At 29.3% G+C, this 17,498-nt stretch carries 15 protein-coding genes; all 15 read right to left on the bottom strand.

Going from position 1 to position 17,498, the window contains the following annotated elements; translation table 11 throughout:
• Positions 1 to 54: 54 nt before the first annotated feature.
• Complete coding sequence (locus LL038_RS05050; protein ID WP_216121701.1) at positions 55 to 1,389, bottom strand: glycosyltransferase; 1,335 nt, start codon at positions 1,387 to 1,389, stop codon at positions 55 to 57.
• Positions 1,390 to 1,416: 27 nt separating this feature from the next.
• Positions 1,417 to 2,892: an O-antigen ligase family protein gene (locus LL038_RS05045; protein WP_216121703.1), complete on the bottom strand. Its 1,476-nt coding sequence runs from the start codon at positions 2,890 to 2,892 to the stop codon at positions 1,417 to 1,419.
• Between the two features lie 10 nt (positions 2,893 to 2,902).
• Positions 2,903 to 4,336 (bottom strand): polysaccharide deacetylase family protein, encoded by a 1,434-nt coding sequence (locus LL038_RS05040; protein ID WP_216121705.1) that lies wholly within the window; start codon positions 4,334 to 4,336, stop codon positions 2,903 to 2,905.
• A gap of 98 nt (positions 4,337 to 4,434) precedes the next feature.
• Positions 4,435 to 5,514, bottom strand: coding sequence for a glycosyltransferase (locus LL038_RS05035; protein ID WP_216121708.1), 1,080 nt, complete (start codon positions 5,512 to 5,514; stop codon positions 4,435 to 4,437).
• Between the two features lie 58 nt (positions 5,515 to 5,572).
• Entirely contained in the window at positions 5,573 to 7,333 is a 1,761-nt protein-coding gene (locus tag LL038_RS05030) for a CDP-glycerol glycerophosphotransferase family protein (protein WP_216121710.1), read from the bottom strand.
• A 24-nt stretch (positions 7,334 to 7,357) separates the two neighbouring features.
• Positions 7,358 to 8,773, bottom strand: a complete 1,416-nt coding sequence (locus LL038_RS05025; protein ID WP_216121712.1) for an oligosaccharide flippase family protein — start codon at positions 8,771 to 8,773, stop codon at positions 7,358 to 7,360.
• Positions 8,774 to 8,877: 104 nt separating this feature from the next.
• Positions 8,878 to 9,981, bottom strand: coding sequence for a LegC family aminotransferase (locus tag LL038_RS05020; RefSeq protein WP_216121714.1), 1,104 nt, complete (start codon positions 9,979 to 9,981; stop codon positions 8,878 to 8,880).
• 38 nt (positions 9,982 to 10,019) lie between these two features.
• Positions 10,020 to 11,012, bottom strand: a complete 993-nt coding sequence (locus LL038_RS05015; protein WP_216121716.1) for an NAD-dependent 4,6-dehydratase LegB — start codon at positions 11,010 to 11,012, stop codon at positions 10,020 to 10,022.
• A gap of 16 nt (positions 11,013 to 11,028) precedes the next feature.
• A complete protein-coding gene (locus LL038_RS05010) occupies positions 11,029 to 12,084 on the bottom strand; it encodes a nucleotidyltransferase family protein (protein WP_216121718.1) in 1,056 nt (351 codons plus the stop codon).
• Positions 12,085 to 12,088: 4 nt separating this feature from the next.
• Positions 12,089 to 12,730, bottom strand: coding sequence for an acetyltransferase (locus tag LL038_RS05005; protein WP_216121719.1), 642 nt, complete (start codon positions 12,728 to 12,730; stop codon positions 12,089 to 12,091).
• 27 nt (positions 12,731 to 12,757) lie between these two features.
• Positions 12,758 to 13,906 (bottom strand): UDP-N-acetylglucosamine 2-epimerase, encoded by a 1,149-nt coding sequence (neuC, locus tag LL038_RS05000; RefSeq protein ID WP_216121721.1) that lies wholly within the window; start codon positions 13,904 to 13,906, stop codon positions 12,758 to 12,760.
• A gap of 82 nt (positions 13,907 to 13,988) precedes the next feature.
• Positions 13,989 to 15,032, bottom strand: coding sequence for an N-acetylneuraminate synthase (gene neuB, locus LL038_RS04995; RefSeq protein ID WP_216121723.1), 1,044 nt, complete (start codon positions 15,030 to 15,032; stop codon positions 13,989 to 13,991).
• A complete protein-coding gene (locus LL038_RS04990) occupies positions 15,025 to 15,729 on the bottom strand; it encodes a cytidylyltransferase domain-containing protein (protein WP_216121725.1) in 705 nt (234 codons plus the stop codon). Before LL038_RS04990 ends, neuB begins: the two co-directional genes overlap by 8 nt.
• A gap of 2 nt (positions 15,730 to 15,731) precedes the next feature.
• Entirely contained in the window at positions 15,732 to 16,724 is a 993-nt protein-coding gene (locus LL038_RS04985) for a GNAT family N-acetyltransferase (protein WP_216121727.1), read from the bottom strand.
• 11 nt (positions 16,725 to 16,735) lie between these two features.
• Complete coding sequence (locus LL038_RS04980; protein WP_375293000.1) at positions 16,736 to 17,482, bottom strand: acyltransferase; 747 nt, start codon at positions 17,480 to 17,482, stop codon at positions 16,736 to 16,738.
• Positions 17,483 to 17,498: the final 16 nt, after the last annotated feature.

Genomic DNA, 17,498 nt, shown 5'->3' with positions numbered 1-17,498 from the left:
ACCAAAGTTTATCTTTGATAAAATCAGGATTTACACTTCCTTCCACAACGTTTTCTATAAACTTTCAATAACATTCATTAAATCGCGAGTTAAATTTTCCCTACTGTACTCACTAACTTTGTCCCAATTAACATCTGTTTTTTTCTGCATACCCTTCCAAATACTATAAGACTTGTATATCGCCACTTCGATTTCATCCACTTTTTCAGGATGACAACAAAAACCAGTGTTTGTACTTATTATTAAATCTCTAGCAACCCCTGGAGGCACAATACCGATAATATCTCGTCCACTTCTTATGTATTCAAAAAGCTTACCTGTATATATTCCATCGCTACCCACGCCAGCTTCAATAATTAAAAGTGTTGCAGTAGACTCTTCTAATTTCTTTAAACTCTCTTTATGTGGCAAATATGATATAAATTCAATAATACTATCATATTTAGCAACAAAAAATCTTATATCCTCTTGGGCATCTTTTCCTATTTGTCCCACAAATCTAATTGTAATTTCATCATGCTTTATCTTTTTTCCCATTATCAGCTTATCTATAGCTATCAAGAAATTCTTCGGTGATCTCTTGCCATATAAAGTACCATTATGAGTTATAATATATTTTTTTGCCACTAAATTCATGTTGAAATCAGCAAAATCTTCCTCGTCATATCCATTAGTAATAACTTTAAATTTATCTACTGACTCTTCTTTATATCTATAAGCGAACTCATCTATTATAGGTTTACTTACAGATATTACACAATCAGCCTTTTCTATTACCATTTTCTCCATCTTTTCATTTTTTATTTTAGCATATGATGAGTAAGCTACAAATGGATTAGCTACCCACTGGTCCCGAAAGTCTGCAATCCATGGCAGATTAGACTTTTGTTTCAATTCATATGCAATTAAATGTCCAGTATATGGTGCTGATGTAGAATATAGTATATCAATTTTCTCATCCTTAATTATTTTAAGGCCTACCCTTACCGCATCTTTTTTCCACGATATTTTATCATCAGGTATATACATATTTCTATACATATTTAATAAATGTTTTTTTACTTTTCTCTTGATTCTAGATTTCAATGTAATCTCAGATGTTTTTTTTATAATATTTTCTTTATTATCTATTTTAACATCAGTTACTTTTCTATTAAGAATAGAATTAACAATAAAATTTTCTTTTTGAATAGCCCTAAATACTTTTATTCCATCAGTTGATTCAAGTTTTAAGGATTCATCCTTTATAGTTCCCTTTTCATTATTTACAGTAAGTACAAATACATTATAGCCAAATTTCTTTAGAAATTTAGCAAATTTTAAAGTTCTCTGAACTCCTGCACCACCAAGCGGTGGATAAAAATAAGCTACAATTAATATATTTTTCATTACAAACCCCTCACACTATTCTAAATCTTAATTAGTAGATTTCCCTTCTGGGTATATCATTAATATCATCACCACAGTAAAAACAAAAGCAGGTGCTACACTTAATGGATTTGCTGAGGCCATAAAAGATTGCCCTGTAATATTTCCATAAATTAAGAGAGAAGTAATACCAATAATTCCAGGCCATTTAAACTCCTTAAAATCTTTCTTCCTATTTTTAATAATGTCTAATACTGACTTTAATAAAGCTCCTAGCCATGCTACCATAAATGCAAATGAAAATATAATCCCGAATTCTGTAACTAAATCAAGCACAATATTATGAGCATCTATATACATCTTTTTAGGGTTACCACCATATTGCAAGTAATAATATTTAAAATGCCCTGGTCCCACACCAAAATACGCATGATCTTTAACCATTCCAAGAGCTAATGCCCATATAGGTCTTCTATTTTTTGTCTCATTTATTAATCTGTTCCATATTTTAGCATTGCTCGTAACAAGGCTTGCCGGACTGGTTATTTTAATACCATCTACAATACCTTCCACATCCCATCTCTGCATAACATTATAAGTCATACAAGAAAACACAACAATAGATATTAATATATACTTTTTCCAATTTCTTCTATCAATGATAATAGAAACAAAAAAGCATATTGCTAGTGTAAAAAGAATACCTCTTGATTTCTGACCACAAAAATTGATTATTTGAATTAATAATAATAATTGATATATCTTATTATATTTCCCAGACAATTCTTTATTTAAAGCATAGAGCAATATAAATGGCATTATCATTATTGTATATCCAAGCATAAAATTGCTACCCAGTACACCATAAAGATGCTGATTATTGTGCCTAATTATTAAATTATATATTGTAACTATTATATCTGGAATTGATGATAATGTAACTCCTATACATAAATAAAGCAATATATCCTTAAAAAAGTCTTTATTGTTTTTCTTATAACATAACATTCCAATGCTATATACCATCATTGAGACTATGCTAAGTATCACGAGTTTAAATGCTTCTAAAACATGAATGCTTCCTACCGAAGATATTACTGCGAGTATTAACAATATAACGTATAATACACTTATTTTTCTATATTTAGTTGTAAGTCTTGAAAGATCAATTTCACCATTTTTATATTCACGAATCATAGTGATTAAATATATAGCAAAGTAAGCTATATATAAGACTTGACCTATTTCATCCATATGCAACCTATGCATAATATAAAACACCATGGGTATTATGGGCATTGATATAGCATAAATTTTACTTGCTGTAATAAAGTCTTTAAACATTAATATCAAACTGCAAATTACAAATAACGTTACAAATATGCTACAAAGAAACATAAGCACATTTGATTTACCAATTTTTATAAATAGTCCTATTTCTATAATCATATATAATCCTAAAATTATATAAATATATTTTTTCATATAATTATAATAATCCTTAAGGTCTCCTGTAAATTTCATTTTAATCCTCCTAAATAGTTCTCTCGTATTTCGAAATTATATCTTCTCCACTAGTAACATCGCAATTGCAAGTTTTAATATAATCATAAAACCACTGAAATATATCTCTAGAATGAATATTATATTCATTTGAAATTGCAGAATTATGCCACAATAAAACAAAAACACCCTTATGAATCTCAACTTTTTGAATCAATTCCTTTATATACTTTACCGATCCTGTAAAATCCAACTTCATGTATTGCATTAAAGACCCATCCATAACTATTAATGGGATTTCCCATGTATCAATAATTCTATCATTTTTTAAATCATATGGCTTATAAGGTAAACAATATCCACCCTTAAAACCAGCACGCTCTGGGAAACATAACGTAGTGTCATAATTAATTCCATACTTCTCCTGAATTGACCAAGTTTTTTGAGCATTAAAACTTAAATAGTGCTGCCTAACCCCTACCTTGCCTATCCCCCTAAAGTTTTTTTTAAATATCATAAATTCTTTATTAAATAAGTTTTCATTATCAGATGTACCAAGCCCTGGATGAAATCCAATTTCATTTTTTCCATAAGATATTTGTTTTAAGATTTCTTTCACTTTTTTATTAGCTGGACTATATCCCTTACCATCTGCCATAAAATAAAAGCTAGAATTATATCCCTTGCTTTTTTCCATAGTTAAAATCATATTAAAAGTATCACAAGGATCCTTCTCTATTTTACATAACTCCGTAGCTATATATCCTTTGATTCGTCTTAAAACTTCTATTGGTTTTCTGTCTATCAGTAAAATACTTAGTTGAAGCCTTATTTCCCGCAGAAAAGTCAAGTATTTACTAACCACATCTACATCATGTGACAATAATACCTGAAAGTTTTTCTCACCCCATAAATTCTTTTTTTTAATATTAAAATTATATTTTAAATTTATAGTATCTACAAACCACTGAATGCTTTCATTTACAACAGGCCTATTGAGTAGATCATGTATATACAATGTACTTTTTTCTATATTAAACCTGCCATACATATCATATTCATTTATGACGTATTCCTCATAACAAGTCAAAAAGAAAAAGCTAGCTTGAATAATGTCTATATTAACAATAAATTTGTTTTCCACACTTTTCGTAAAATAGTCTTCATCACTATTCATAAAAAAAACAGGTAATCCTTCATGGCTTTGTATATCCGTTGGAATTGATTTTAAAGTTAGGTATTCCTTTGAAAATAAAGGACCTTCTAATAATATCATATTTGCACAAATATCATCCCTAATATTTCCATAAGATATTACTAAATCAAAAATTTGGTTTAAACACTTAAAATCATTAGCACTAACTATTAAGACATCTACTTCATAATCCTGAAATATAGTATTAACTGTATATTCTATTTGATTTTTAAATGCCTCATTAAAATATATAAATGCTATATGTTTCATTTAACGTCACCACTACCCCAATTCACACTATTAATTGTATTATTTCTTCTATTTTTATTTTTAATAAGAAAGTTGTTTCAAACTATAACATAATATCACTATTTATCAATATTGACTAGTTTTTTGTATAAATTATCCATGATTTTTGCATTGTTAATCCAACTATACTTCTCAAGAACTAACTTTCTTGCATTTTTTGAGAATTCCATCATTTGTACTTCATTCCTAATAATTTTAATGATTTTTAATTTTATATCTTCACTACTTTTTTGTTTTATTATAAAACCATTATAATCATCAAAAATTATTTCTTTTAATCCACCTACGTTAGTAGCAAGTATTGGCCTTCCACATGCACACGCCTCAACAGCTGAAACCCCAAAGCTCTCACTTAACGAAGGTAAACACACGATGTCCATCATATTTATATATTCAGGTACTTTATCATTATCTATTTTCCCTGTAAAAGTAACATTAGAATTAATACCTAGTTCATTTACTAATGATTCAAGTTTAATTTTTTGGGTACCATCACCAACAATTAAAAGCTTTAATTCTTTGCTCCCTTTGTATTCATGTATAACCTTTGAAAAGCCCTCAATAAGATACTCTATTCCATATATTTTTTCTAACCCTTTAATAACTCCTATTGTAATATTATTACTACTTAATATAGGTGTGTAACATTTGAATTTGTCTATATCTACACCAAATGGGGTTATTATAATGTCTTCGTTATAATATTTTCTTGTTTCCTCAGCCATATTATAGCTTGTAGAACAGACTTTGTCTGCTCCTTTCAATATGTACTTAAGTAACAACTCTTTAGCAATGTTCCCTTTAGGAAACTCATATATATCACTACCCCATACAGAAATTATAAAAGGGTGGAAATTGCACATTCTCCCATAAAGTCCGTAACTAGTGGCATAATGACTATGTAATATGTCCGGATTGATCTCTTTCACTAATTTTTTAATATCTTTAATTAGTAAAAAGTAACTTAATTTATTTTTAGATATACTTCTCAGCACATGCACATATACATTACTTTCATAAACATAATCTGTTTTTCTCATAGAAATTATATGAATTTCATTATAAATACCAGAAAAATATTGAGCCCATTTTCTGGTATGTATACTTTGTGCATCTGCTAAGAAACAAATTTTTACCATCGCTTTCCTCCTATTCTTTTATACTATTTAAGCATAAACAAGAGTCTTAGAAAATTAATTATAAATCACCATTTTTAACTGTCCCTTTAAAACACTCATAAGGATTTTCTATAATACTTATTATTCTTTCTGTTACTTTTCCATCTAACTTATAAAAATTTTCAGTAATATATTTTTTCATGTTATTGTTTAAAGTAATATTTTCTAAATTTATCTTTACCATATATTCCAAAAGTTCATTTTCATCCTTAACACCAAATGAGACTCCATCTTTAACAAACCCACCAGCATCGTTATACTTAGGAAGGATTATACAAATAGATGGTTTATTCATAAGCGCAGCTTCTACAACTACAGTTGAATGTACACTTATTATGAGATCACTCCATTTAATTAATTCATACAAATCTCCATCTTTCATTATTTTACAGTTTTTTATATGAAATTTTTCCACCATAGCTTCATAAAATTCGAAGTTTAAATCTGCGGGGTGAAGTTTTATAATTAATTTATAGTCTTCCTTCATTAAACTTAATGCCTTAAATAACATTATAGTAGCAGGTTCAAGTAAATCCCTAAAATATTGAGTTGCATAAACTATTTTTAGCATCCCACTTCTTTTAACTGTTTTTAAATATCCATTTTGAACTAAAGTGTCTGTTCTTACTTGCCCGACAACGCTAATATTTTCTTTATTATATACATTTGTATGAGATATTAATAAGTTTTTATAGTTATCTCCCCACACGAATGTATGTTTAGGAACTAACACCTCTTTATACTTTGAATTAATTATATAAGTAGATGATGTTTCATTTATTATTCCATGTTGTACAGCATAGGTCTCTATTTTAAACCTATTGCCTGCAGCTATAAAACATCGTCCTCTATCTCCCTCTCCAACTACTAAACATTTCTTAATCTTTAATTTGTCAATAAATTTTTCCGCTACTAGAAGCTCATATAAATATGAATAATAGTTTTGTCTTAAATTCTTCATTACGTAATTAAGCATAACATTTTTAAGATTTAGTTCATTGAAATGAAAATCTAATTTATTAATATAAATTAAATTGTCAACTATTAAGCTATTATTTATATATTTTTTAGATTTAAGTCTTTTGTAAAAAATAAATAATTCGAATGGTACAAAATTTTCATGATAATTTAAGGTCTTATCTATAATATATTTATTATTTAACTGTTGAAAATTTATAATATTATAATTTTCTTTTAATTTATCTATAACTTGTCCTAATTGAGTATCGTAATAACCACTCTTATTACCTTTAACAGGATTTAAATCCGAAGCATGCGAAATTACTAGGAATGGTTGTTTACATTGCTTTTTATTAAGGAGTGAATTATTTAATAAAAATTTAGAATAACTCCCTATTCCTCTGATAAATCTTCTAAATAACTTTACTTTGCTTACTGGACGAATGTTTTTTTTGTTATATATTTTATTACATTTAATATTGAATACATCATCACAAACCTTTTCCATAATATCATCATCTGTCTCTACTTCTAAATCTTCATTAATTTTATCCTTTGTATTCATTATAACCATAATACAAAAGATCAAACCATTCAATTTTCTATATATTGTAGGTCTATCGAACACATATAAGGGTACATTATCATATAAATATAATTCTTCAAGTTTTAACCCATTAATTTTTTGATTTTCTAAATAGCTTAAATATCTGAAGGCTTCATCTTCTATGTTTATATTCCCTATATATTCAAATAAACCCATAACCTTACCATTCATTACTAATTCTTTTTTTTGTGCTGTATAGATTAATTTAACCATTAAATTCCATCCTACTCTTTTGATTTATTTTTGCATTAATCTTTTGCTAATCTTTTTAATCTGATAACCTAATATAACTAATATTGTTATCAAAATTGCATATCTTAAAATCAAATTGTTTTTCACTATATAAAACATAATACTACTTAATACTATTGATATAATACCATATGCAAAAGGTTTAAAAGTATATATTCTTACATCAAATATACGTATGGATATAAAATAATGATATAAAAACAATATAACATATGCTATTATTGTTGTCCAAGTAGCCGCAATCGCACCATACCTTGGAATCATGATATAATTCAGAACAACATTTGTTAAAGCCGCAATAAGCGTTCCAAGGGAAAGTAACTTTGTATTTTTAGTATAAAATTCAAGATTAGCTGGTATACTGTATAAAAACTGAAAATAATATCCAACCATTATTAATGGTACATAATTTAATCCGCCATAAAAATCTGATGATCCCATTAGTTTTCCTATTTCAGGAGATATAAATATTAATACAAATCCCATAACAGAAAATAATGCAATATAATATTTAATCTTTAATCTTATATCGTCATAGTTTTTTTCTTTCATATTTTCATAAAACCAAGGTACCCAAGCTTTATTACAAGCGAGCCATACAATGTACATTATCATTCCTATTTTATATGCAAAACTGTATATTCCTGCAGCACTTGACCCTAACATACTGTTTATCATTACTGTGTCCACTGACTGCAATATTACGCCTGATAAAAGATGTACAATTGCCGGTATTGATAATATCAAAGCATACTTCCAGTATTTAAAATTAATTAGTTTTTTTCCTTTTCTCATTGCAATTATGTATAAAACTGTTCCATAAAGCAGAGCAACAATAAGTAGAGAACCAATCCTACCATAATATTTATCTGTTTTTAAACTATATATGAGTATTATAGCTAAAATTGTGTTTAAGATAGCATTACTTATTGATATTAGTAAAAATTTCTTATACTTATATTCAGCATTCAATTTTGCATTTGAGAAATCCACAACAAAACCAAAAAAACTTTGAATGATAAGACACATAACTAATATAGAATTTAAATTAATAATATTACCTATTTGCTTTTTAAAGATAAATGCGAATATAAACCACAAAATAGCAAATAAGGTAGCTAAAAAAAGTATAGAGGAGGCAAACTCATCATATTTTTCTTTAAAATCCACTTTTGCATTATTAACTGTAGCAAGGAGTCCTAATGTAATTAATGTCGTAAAAACGGAAAGCCATGTAGTATATACATTAACTATTCCAAAACCAGTAGTACCAAGCATACGCGTAAAAATAGGCATGGTTATAAAGGAGATTCCTTGTATAAAAAAAGTTCCTATAGTAAACCATATTCCACTTTTCACTAATCTGCTTTGGTACAGTTTTTTTAAAAAATCTATGTTCATCTCTGTCTCCTATCCACCTTAACTATCACTTTTGGTGCTGTTAACCATCACCTCTGGTGCTGTTAATCATCTTTTGTTCCATTAAAAAGCAAGAAATAACAACGTTATTTCTTGGAGTTTTTTATTATTTCACATACCGCTTTTATGTCCTCTTTTTTAAGTCCTACAGAACTTGGAAGATTTATTCCTCGTTCATATAACTCATTTGTAACAACTAAATCGCCGTGTTTACTTCCCTTATATGGAGGCATATCATGGATAGGCATAAAGAAAGGTCTCGCCTCTATTTTATCTGCATTTAATTTTTGTATAAGTTCATCACGAGTTATACCATATTCATCTTCAACTAGGATTGAATATAACCAGTAACAGTTTTCTACATTTTCTCTTTCAGCTGGCAATGTAATTCCTTTAATTTCACCTAGAAGCTTGTTATAATACAATGCATTTTCTCTTTTAATTTTTAAATATTCTTTAACATTTTCAAGTTGAGCTACTCCGAATGCAGCTAAAAGATTCGGCATTCTCATATTGTATCCTATTTCTGAATGGTAAAACGCTTTATTGTCAGTAACTACTTTTGTTTGAGTAGATAAAAATTTTGCTCTTTCGCCATACTTTAAATTGTTAGTTACAAGCATTCCACCTGCCCCAGTAGTTATAAGCTTATTTCCATTAAAACTAAAACATCCTATATCACCTATAGTTCCGGCCATTTTACCATCACAAGTAGATCCTAGTGCTTCTGTTGCATCTTCTATAACAAATAAATTATGTTTTTTCGCTATTTGCATTACTTTAACCATGTCTACAGGATGACCATAAATATGTACTGGCATTATAGCTTTTGTTTTAGATGTTATTAATTCCTCTATTTTATCTGCATCCATAACAAATGTGTCACGACATACATCTACAAATACAGGCTCTGCACCTACGTATTTTATAGTATTAACTGGAGATATAAATGTAAGTGATGGAACTATAATCTCGTCTCCATCTCCTATTCCAAGGGTTAATAATGCAAGTTGAAGCGCAGCTGTACCATTCATTGTAACTACAGCACTTTTGCTGCCTACATATTCACTAAATTTTTCTTCAAATAAATTAACATAACTTCCCACTGAAGATACCCAATTAGTATCTATACAGTCTTTAACGTATTTTAATTCATTGCCTCTAATTTCTGGTATACATAAAGGTATCATAATAAAAACCTCCTACTTTATTAAACATTTTTCGTTTTTTAAACGTTATATATATCTGTTTTAAAATACTGCATATTGTTTTTTATCCACTCTACTGTTGCGCAAAGACCCTCATCTATATTGTAATTTGGCTTCCAGCCTGTTAATTCCTTTATTTTAGTATTATCAGCCCATAGTCGATTAACTTCACTGTTTGTAGGTCTTAATCGTTCATCATCACAAATGATTTTTACGTCCTTGCCTATTATTTTTATTATTTTTTTAACTGTTTCTCCTATAGTTATCTCATAGTTTGAACCAGCATTTATAACTTCACCAATAGTCTTTTCACTTTCTGCTATTTTTATAAAAGCCTCAGCAGTATCTTTAACAAAGTTAAAGTCTCTAGTTGGCGTTAAACTTCCAAGTTTGATTTCTGTTTTTCCTGCAAGTATCTGTGATATTATTGTTGGAATTACAGCTCTTGCAGATTGTCTTGGTCCATAAGTATTAAATGGCCTTATAGTTGCTATAGGCATATTAAAACTTTTATAGTAACTTTCCGCCATTTTGTCTGCTCCTATTTTTGATGCTGAATATGGAGATTGACCTTGCATTGGATGTTTCTCATCAATTGGTACATAAAGAGCCGTACCATATGTCTCAGACGTTGATGTATGTACAATTTTTTCTACATCGTATTCCCTGCATGCTTCTAAGACATTAGTAGTACCTTCAACATTTGTTCTTACATAAGCCATAGGTGATAAATAAGAATACGGAATTGCAATAAGTGCAGCAAGATGAAACACTACTTCTTGACCTTTTATAATTCTTTTCATTCCATCATATTCTCTTATGTCACCAGTAACAACTTTTATATTGTCTTTAATCTTCTTATCAAAAGTATCAATCCATCCCCAGTTATTGAATGAGTTATATTGAGCGAGTGCCGTAACATCTGCTCCAAGTTCCACTAATCTTTCTGTTAAATGACTTCCTATAAAACCTTCCGCGCCAGTAATTAAAACTTTTTTCCCTTGCCAATTCATTTAATCGACCCCTTTTTTATAGTTTAAAAAATTTATGAATATCAGTGTTGGCTTTTCTATAGTCTTCTATTTGTCCTATGTCCTTCCAATACTCAGTTATCTCATATATACCTGACTTATATTTATTATTAATTGCATCTTCTATTAAGTCTGTCATATTGTAAACTTCATTCTTATGTATATATTTTATAATTTCTGGATTTACTACATATACACCACCATTAATATTAAATTTGTATGTGGGCTTTTCTTCCAAAGACTCTATAAGCATATTATCAGTAACTAGTACCCCATAAGGAATATTAACCTCATAATTTCTAACACCTACAGTTATATTAAACTCGTTTCTAATATGATGATTTAAAAATTTTTCGAAATCTATACCTGTTAGTATATCTCCATTTATAACTATGAATGGTTTAATAAATTTTTCTTTAACTAACGCTATTGATCCTGCTGTACCTAGTTTTTTAGTTTCTTTAATATATTCTATGTTTACTCCAAACTTTTTCCCATCTTCAAAGTAGTCCTCTATTATTTCTCCTTTATAATTAAGAGATATCATAAAGTTATTAAACCCATATTCTTTGAATTGTTCTATTATAAGTTCTAGTATTGGTTTGTCACCAATTAATAACATTGGTTTTGGTACTGTCTCAGTTAAAGGTCTTAACCTAGTTCCCAAACCTCCAGCTAGAATAAAAACATAATTATCCTTTTTATCATAAGATAATATATCATCAAGAAAATATAAATCAATTAATTTTTTATCTTTATCAATTACAGGAACCTGTCTTATCTTATTGCTTAACATATACTCTTTTGCTTTCTTTTTACTATGCTCCTCTGTAACAAATTTAAAATTTTTGAAATATGTGTTCTCTATACTATCATTTATACTTAAACCCTTAATCATAGCACGTCTTATATCGCCATCTGTAATAGTTCCCACTAATTCATTATTTTCATTTACAACTAGCGCTCCACCAGTTAAATTTTTATCTATAACTTTCATAGTTTCTTTTATTGTAGAACTAGCTCCTATACAATAATTTTCAATTGGAAATTTCACAATATCACCTGCGCTTTATAATTTTTGATGGAACTCCTACAGCAACTACATTATCTACTACATCGCTAATAACCACAGCTCCTGCTCCTATAATTACATTATTCCCTATATGTAGAGTTTGAATTATACAACTTCCCATCCCTACATGTGTATCATGCCCAACTTTCACCGCACCAGCTATGCATGCTTTAGGAGAAATATGGGTATTCCTTTGTATTTTACAATCATGTTCAATTACTACACCAGTGTTTATTATACAATTTTCTTCTATGAAAACACCCGGATTAATTATTGCTCCTGGCATTACACAAGTTCCAGCAGCAATGCTCGCATAAGATGAAACTATTGCATCTTTATGTATAAGTACCGGTATATTAAATCCTATATCTTTTAATTTATTATATATTTTATCACGAAGCTTAATATTTTGAAGTGCACCAATACATACAAAAGCATTTTTTACACCATCATTATACAATTTTTTCAAAATACTATCATCACCTATTATAGGTATATCTAATACTAATTTTTGACCTCTAAAAGTAGTATCTGTTACACCTATAATATCATATTCACCAACACTTTTTATAATATCTATAATTACCTTGCAGTGTCCACCTGCACCTACAAGTACGATTTTCTCCATAATTTCACCTCAACTTTAATTTCTAAGTTAATAAGTAATTCTCTTTTGTATAAGTTCCCTATCTAATTTTACCTCGCTTATAATTTGTGCTATTTTTCCGCTAGCATTGCCATCACCATATGGATTTGTACAATTTTCTAATTGTTTCTTAAAACTTTCATCGTATATCGCTTCTTTAATACCTCTTATAACAGATTCTTTTCCATAAGAAACATCTATTATATTACTAGCTCTTAATCTTCCATCCTGTCTTGAACCTATATTTACTACAGGTAACTTGAAACTAGGTGCTTCAATTATACCTGAAGATGAATTTCCTATCATTACCTCTGCTATCTCTAAAAAGCTAAGGTATTCTACTTGACTTAAGTTTCTAAATACCTTTAAGAATGGATATTTAGCTCTGTACTCTTCGATTACCTTTATAATTTCGCGCCCTCCATTATCACTGTTAGGGTATGAAACTATAGTTTGATATCCTAGCTCTACAACTGCATCAAGTGTCTCTCGTATTTGCAACTCTACCATGTCACGCTCTGTAGTTACTGGATGCTGCGTTAGTAAAAATATCTTATCATCTTCTAATTCAAACCTCTTTAGCATTTCACTTCTTGATATATATTCTGTTTTTTTAATGTAATCAAGGCCTGGTGCTCCTACCACATAAATATTCTTTTCTTTCTCACCTAATTTAATTATTCTTTGCTTACTATCCTCATTAGCAGGAAAGTGTATATGTGAAAGCTTAGTTATAGCGTGTCTTATAGACTCATCTACTGTTCCAGTTACTTCTCCCCCATGAATATGAGCCACAGGTATATTCATATGGATAGCTGCCGTTGCTGCAGCAAGCATTTCTCCCCTATCCCCTAGTATTAATAAAAGATCTGGTTTTATGCGATCAAAACTTTGAGCCATGCTTATAATTGAAAGTCCTATTGATTTAGCCATAGAAGCACCAGTATCCGACGCTAATATAGTTTCAAACTTATCCGCTATATCAAACCCATCTTTTTCGATTTCATTTACAGTCATCCCATATTCAGGACATAAATGCATTCCACATACAATAAGCTTAAGGTCTAAATCTTCATGTTTTTCAATTTCCTTAAGAACATAATAAAATATTCCATAATCGGCTCTCGTACCTGTTATAACTGCTATTTTTCTTTTCATGTTTTTCCTCCTTGCAGGGCTCTTATAGAATAACAATTATTAATTGTTATTCTATATAAATGTAAAACTAATTAGCTACTTTTCATTCTATAATATTTAAAGTTATTTGTTCATCCATTTTTATATCTCTATTAGTTTTTTTCCCAACAATATCTACATAAAATTTAGGTGAAAGTCCAGTGCCTGGTCTTTTGTAATCTAAGTCCATTAGGGTTATAAGCTGCCCTTTCTTTATATATCTAGATGCAACAATACTTTTTCTTGCAGCTTTAATTGTATCTACTTCACTTGGGTTATACCTTTTAATGCCATTTCCAAGTGCCATTTCCACATCCCTGATTGATTGAACCATATCTTTTAGTTCTGTAGGGTTTAATGAAGCTTTGTGGTCTGGTCCCTGCATATTTTTATCTAGTGTAAAATGCTTCTCGATTATATTAGCTCCGATAGCTGTTGCAGCTATTGGTACTGTTATTCCTTTAGTATGATCAGAATATCCGCCTACAACTTTAAAAGCATTCTTTATAGTATTCATAGCATTCAAATTAACACTTTGTAATTTAGCTGGATAATTTGAAGTACAATGGAGCACAGCAACCTCTTTATTTCCTAAACAATAAATTGCATTTAACGCTTCTTCAATTTCTGAAAGATTTGCCATTCCAGAAGATAATATTATAGGTTTATTGAATTTTGCTATATGTTCTAAAAGAGGAATATTAGTTAAATCTCCTGAACTAATTTTAAAAGCCAACATTCCTATAGATTCTAAAAAATCTGCACTTTCAAAATCAAAAGGAGTAGATAAAAACATAATCCCCTTATATTTACAATATTCTTGAATTTTTATAAAACTTTCTTGTGATAGTTCTAGTTGCTTTAACATGGTAAACTGTGAGGAAGTATGCCCAATATTACTTTTTTGATAATCAGCCATATCCGCATATCCAGTAACTAACTTTTCTGTTTTAAATGTCTGAAATTTTATTGCATCAACACCTGAAATTACAGCTTTATCTACCAGTTGTTTTGCTATCTCTATGTCTCCATTATGGTTGACCCCAGCCTCTGCTATAATAAACGTTCTGTTTCCATCACCTATAACTTTATTTTCTATCTTAAACATCTATGCTCTCCTTTATTATAAGTTCTACAAGTCTTGCATCGAGCATTGTATCAATATCTATAGAGCTTTCCTTGTCCATTACATACGGAACTGTGTTTTCATCAACAAACTTTCTTTTATTCATTAACATATCATTCGAATTTATATATAAGGCACCATTAAATTTGTAAAAAGTAGGTAAATCCTGACGTCTTAGATTTGTTCCCTCAAAACTAATAACTTCTTTTAATTTTTCATTTTCTATTCTTCTCATAAGTACAGGATTTTCATCTGCTTCACATACGCTTACAAGCGATGTGCTGTTTGACTCAATAAGCTTCTCTATAGCATTATCCAGATGCTCAAATGTCCTTAGAGGCGATGTAGGTTGTAATAATATCACATAATCAAAACTAACATCATTCTTTTTATAAAAATTTATAACATGTATTACTACATCTATAGATTTTGAAGTATCATTTGATAATTCCTCTGGTCTTAAGAAAGGTACCTTAGCTCCATACTGCTCTGCTATCACCTTAATTACATCACTATCTGTTGATACTATTATTTCATCTATATATTTAGATTTTTTCCCTGCGTCAATTGTATAAGCTATAAGTGGTTTACCACATATAGACATAATATTTTTATTGGGTATACTCTTAGAACCACCTCTTGCTGGAATAATGGCTAGAAATTTTTTATTCTTATACATAATTATCCCCTTCTAAGTATGATTTTTCCGTATTTTCTTATATCTTCTTTTAAATTCAAAATAATTGAATTATTTTTACTTATCCTGAAATATTGTTTTTGAAGCGCTCCGAAGGAGCGAAACATACTTTCTATTTGAGGAGCTACTGAACCTTCAAAATCAAATTTATCAGTAAATTCTGCTGAATATTTTATAGCTTCAAAAATATTTAAATACATAGCTCCACTGCTTCTGAATTCGGGATCAGCACCACCTAATAAGTAATATGCAGAGTTTCTATCATATACAAGATATAATGCGGCATGAAGATTGTTTTGTTCATCAACTGTAAAAAGCATCTTTCTTGATTTATTTTTATTTATTATTTTATCAAAGCTGCTAAACCAATTAAAATCGAAAGGTACAGGCATATTTTGCCTTTCAAAAGTCTTTTTCAGCATACTATACATATCTGTAAGGGCCAAACTATCTATAACCTTTAAATTAAGACCCATAGATTTCGTAATAACAGACTTCGTGCTATCTGCAAACGCCCCTCGAACTTTTTCAATATCTTGGATACCTTCTATTACATAGGTATATCTAGTTTGTTCCTTATACCCTTTCCACATAAAAGGCATCCAATTAGTAAAATTATAGTGAAATGCACAATCAAAAAACTTTAATTTAGGAATATTATTTACAAATTCCATAGTTATATCTTTTTCTTTTGTAATTTTCTTCACATATTTCATTTGAGAGAAGTCATTAAAAAGTATACCAAGTGTTTGCGTAAGCTTTGGCATCGATACATGACCCTTATTAGTTTCAGTTATAGGCATGCCTGCTACTAACCTATTTCCCTTATCAAAACACCCTAATATTTTATAACATGACCCTACTGCATCAAGCCAAAATGTTTTAGCAAATATGCTACCTTGCGGAGATTTATCTACAAACTCATTCCATAGTTCATATTCATTTTTTTCTAGATTTCTAAAATTATAATTTCCCATTTTTACTTCCTTTATTGATTCTTGAGCAATTGATTTTCTGGTACGTCACGCATTACCTTAGCTGGATTACCAACTACAATAACACCTTCTTCAACATCTTTTGTAACTACACTACCTGCTGCTACAAAACCATCCTCATGTATAGTAATACCTGGTAAAATAACAGCTCCTGCCCCTATTCTTCCACCATTTTTAATAGTTACACCTTTAAATTTACCAAATCTTTCTTTAGAACGTGCTGCATAATTATCATTAGATGTTGTAACGCAAGGTGCAATAAATACATAATCTTCAACTAATGAATATGCTGTTATATATACATTAGTTTGTATTTTGCAATTAGATCCAATCTTGCAGAAATTTTCAATAGTAGTTCCACGACCAATAATAGTCTTTGAACCCACTGTTACATTTTCTCTTATTACAGCAGTATCGGCAATTAGTGTTTTAGTTCCAATTTCGCATCCACAATAAATAATTACACCTGCCCCTATAAGGCATCCTTCATTAATTTTAGCTGGTAGCAATTTTTCTTCACTTTTAAATATGCTGTTTACAGATCTCATAGGCTGTTTTCCTATTACTGTATTATCATCTATTCTAACATTATCTCCTACAATAGTTCCTTCATGGATAACTACATTACTTCCTATAACACAATTGTCACCTATTACTACCTCATTATCTATTACTACAAAATGTCCCATTGTTATATTTTTGCCCAATTTACTTTTATCTGAAACATACTTCATGAAAATAACCCCTTTTCATATA

It is taken from the genome of Clostridium estertheticum (assembly GCF_026650985.1).
Classification (GTDB): domain Bacteria; phylum Bacillota; class Clostridia; order Clostridiales; family Clostridiaceae; genus Clostridium_AD; species Clostridium_AD estertheticum_C.
Note: the sequence above shows the minus strand (reverse complement) of the source record. Positions and strands in the feature narration are given on the sequence as shown.

Excerpts from the sequence above, each read along its gene's own strand:
- LL038_RS05005 (WP_216121719.1), bottom strand. The coding sequence starts at position 12,730 with ATGGAGAAAATCGTACTTGTAGGTGCAGGTGGACACTGCAAGGTAATT.
- LL038_RS05035 (WP_216121708.1), bottom strand. The coding sequence starts at position 5,514 with ATGGTAAAAATTTGTTTCTTAGCAGATGCACAAAGTATACATACCAGA.
- LL038_RS05050 (WP_216121701.1), bottom strand. The coding sequence starts at position 1,389 with ATGAAAAATATATTAATTGTAGCTTATTTTTATCCACCGCTTGGTGGT.
- LL038_RS05015 (WP_216121716.1), bottom strand. The coding sequence starts at position 11,012 with ATGAATTGGCAAGGGAAAAAAGTTTTAATTACTGGCGCGGAAGGTTTT.
- LL038_RS05045 (WP_216121703.1), bottom strand. The coding sequence starts at position 2,892 with ATGAAATTTACAGGAGACCTTAAGGATTATTATAATTATATGAAAAAA.
- LL038_RS04990 (WP_216121725.1), bottom strand. The coding sequence starts at position 15,729 with ATGTATAAGAATAAAAAATTTCTAGCCATTATTCCAGCAAGAGGTGGT.
- LL038_RS04985 (WP_216121727.1), bottom strand. The coding sequence starts at position 16,724 with ATGGGAAATTATAATTTTAGAAATCTAGAAAAAAATGAATATGAACTA.
- neuB (WP_216121723.1), bottom strand. The coding sequence starts at position 15,032 with ATGTTTAAGATAGAAAATAAAGTTATAGGTGATGGAAACAGAACGTTT.
- LL038_RS05040 (WP_216121705.1), bottom strand. The coding sequence starts at position 4,336 with ATGAAACATATAGCATTTATATATTTTAATGAGGCATTTAAAAATCAA.
- LL038_RS05020 (WP_216121714.1), bottom strand. The coding sequence starts at position 9,981 with ATGATACCTTTATGTATACCAGAAATTAGAGGCAATGAATTAAAATAC.
- LL038_RS05030 (WP_216121710.1), bottom strand. The coding sequence starts at position 7,333 with ATGGTTAAATTAATCTATACAGCACAAAAAAAAGAATTAGTAATGAAT.
- LL038_RS05025 (WP_216121712.1), bottom strand. The coding sequence starts at position 8,773 with ATGAACATAGATTTTTTAAAAAAACTGTACCAAAGCAGATTAGTGAAA.
- neuC (WP_216121721.1), bottom strand. The coding sequence starts at position 13,906 with ATGAAAAGAAAAATAGCAGTTATAACAGGTACGAGAGCCGATTATGGA.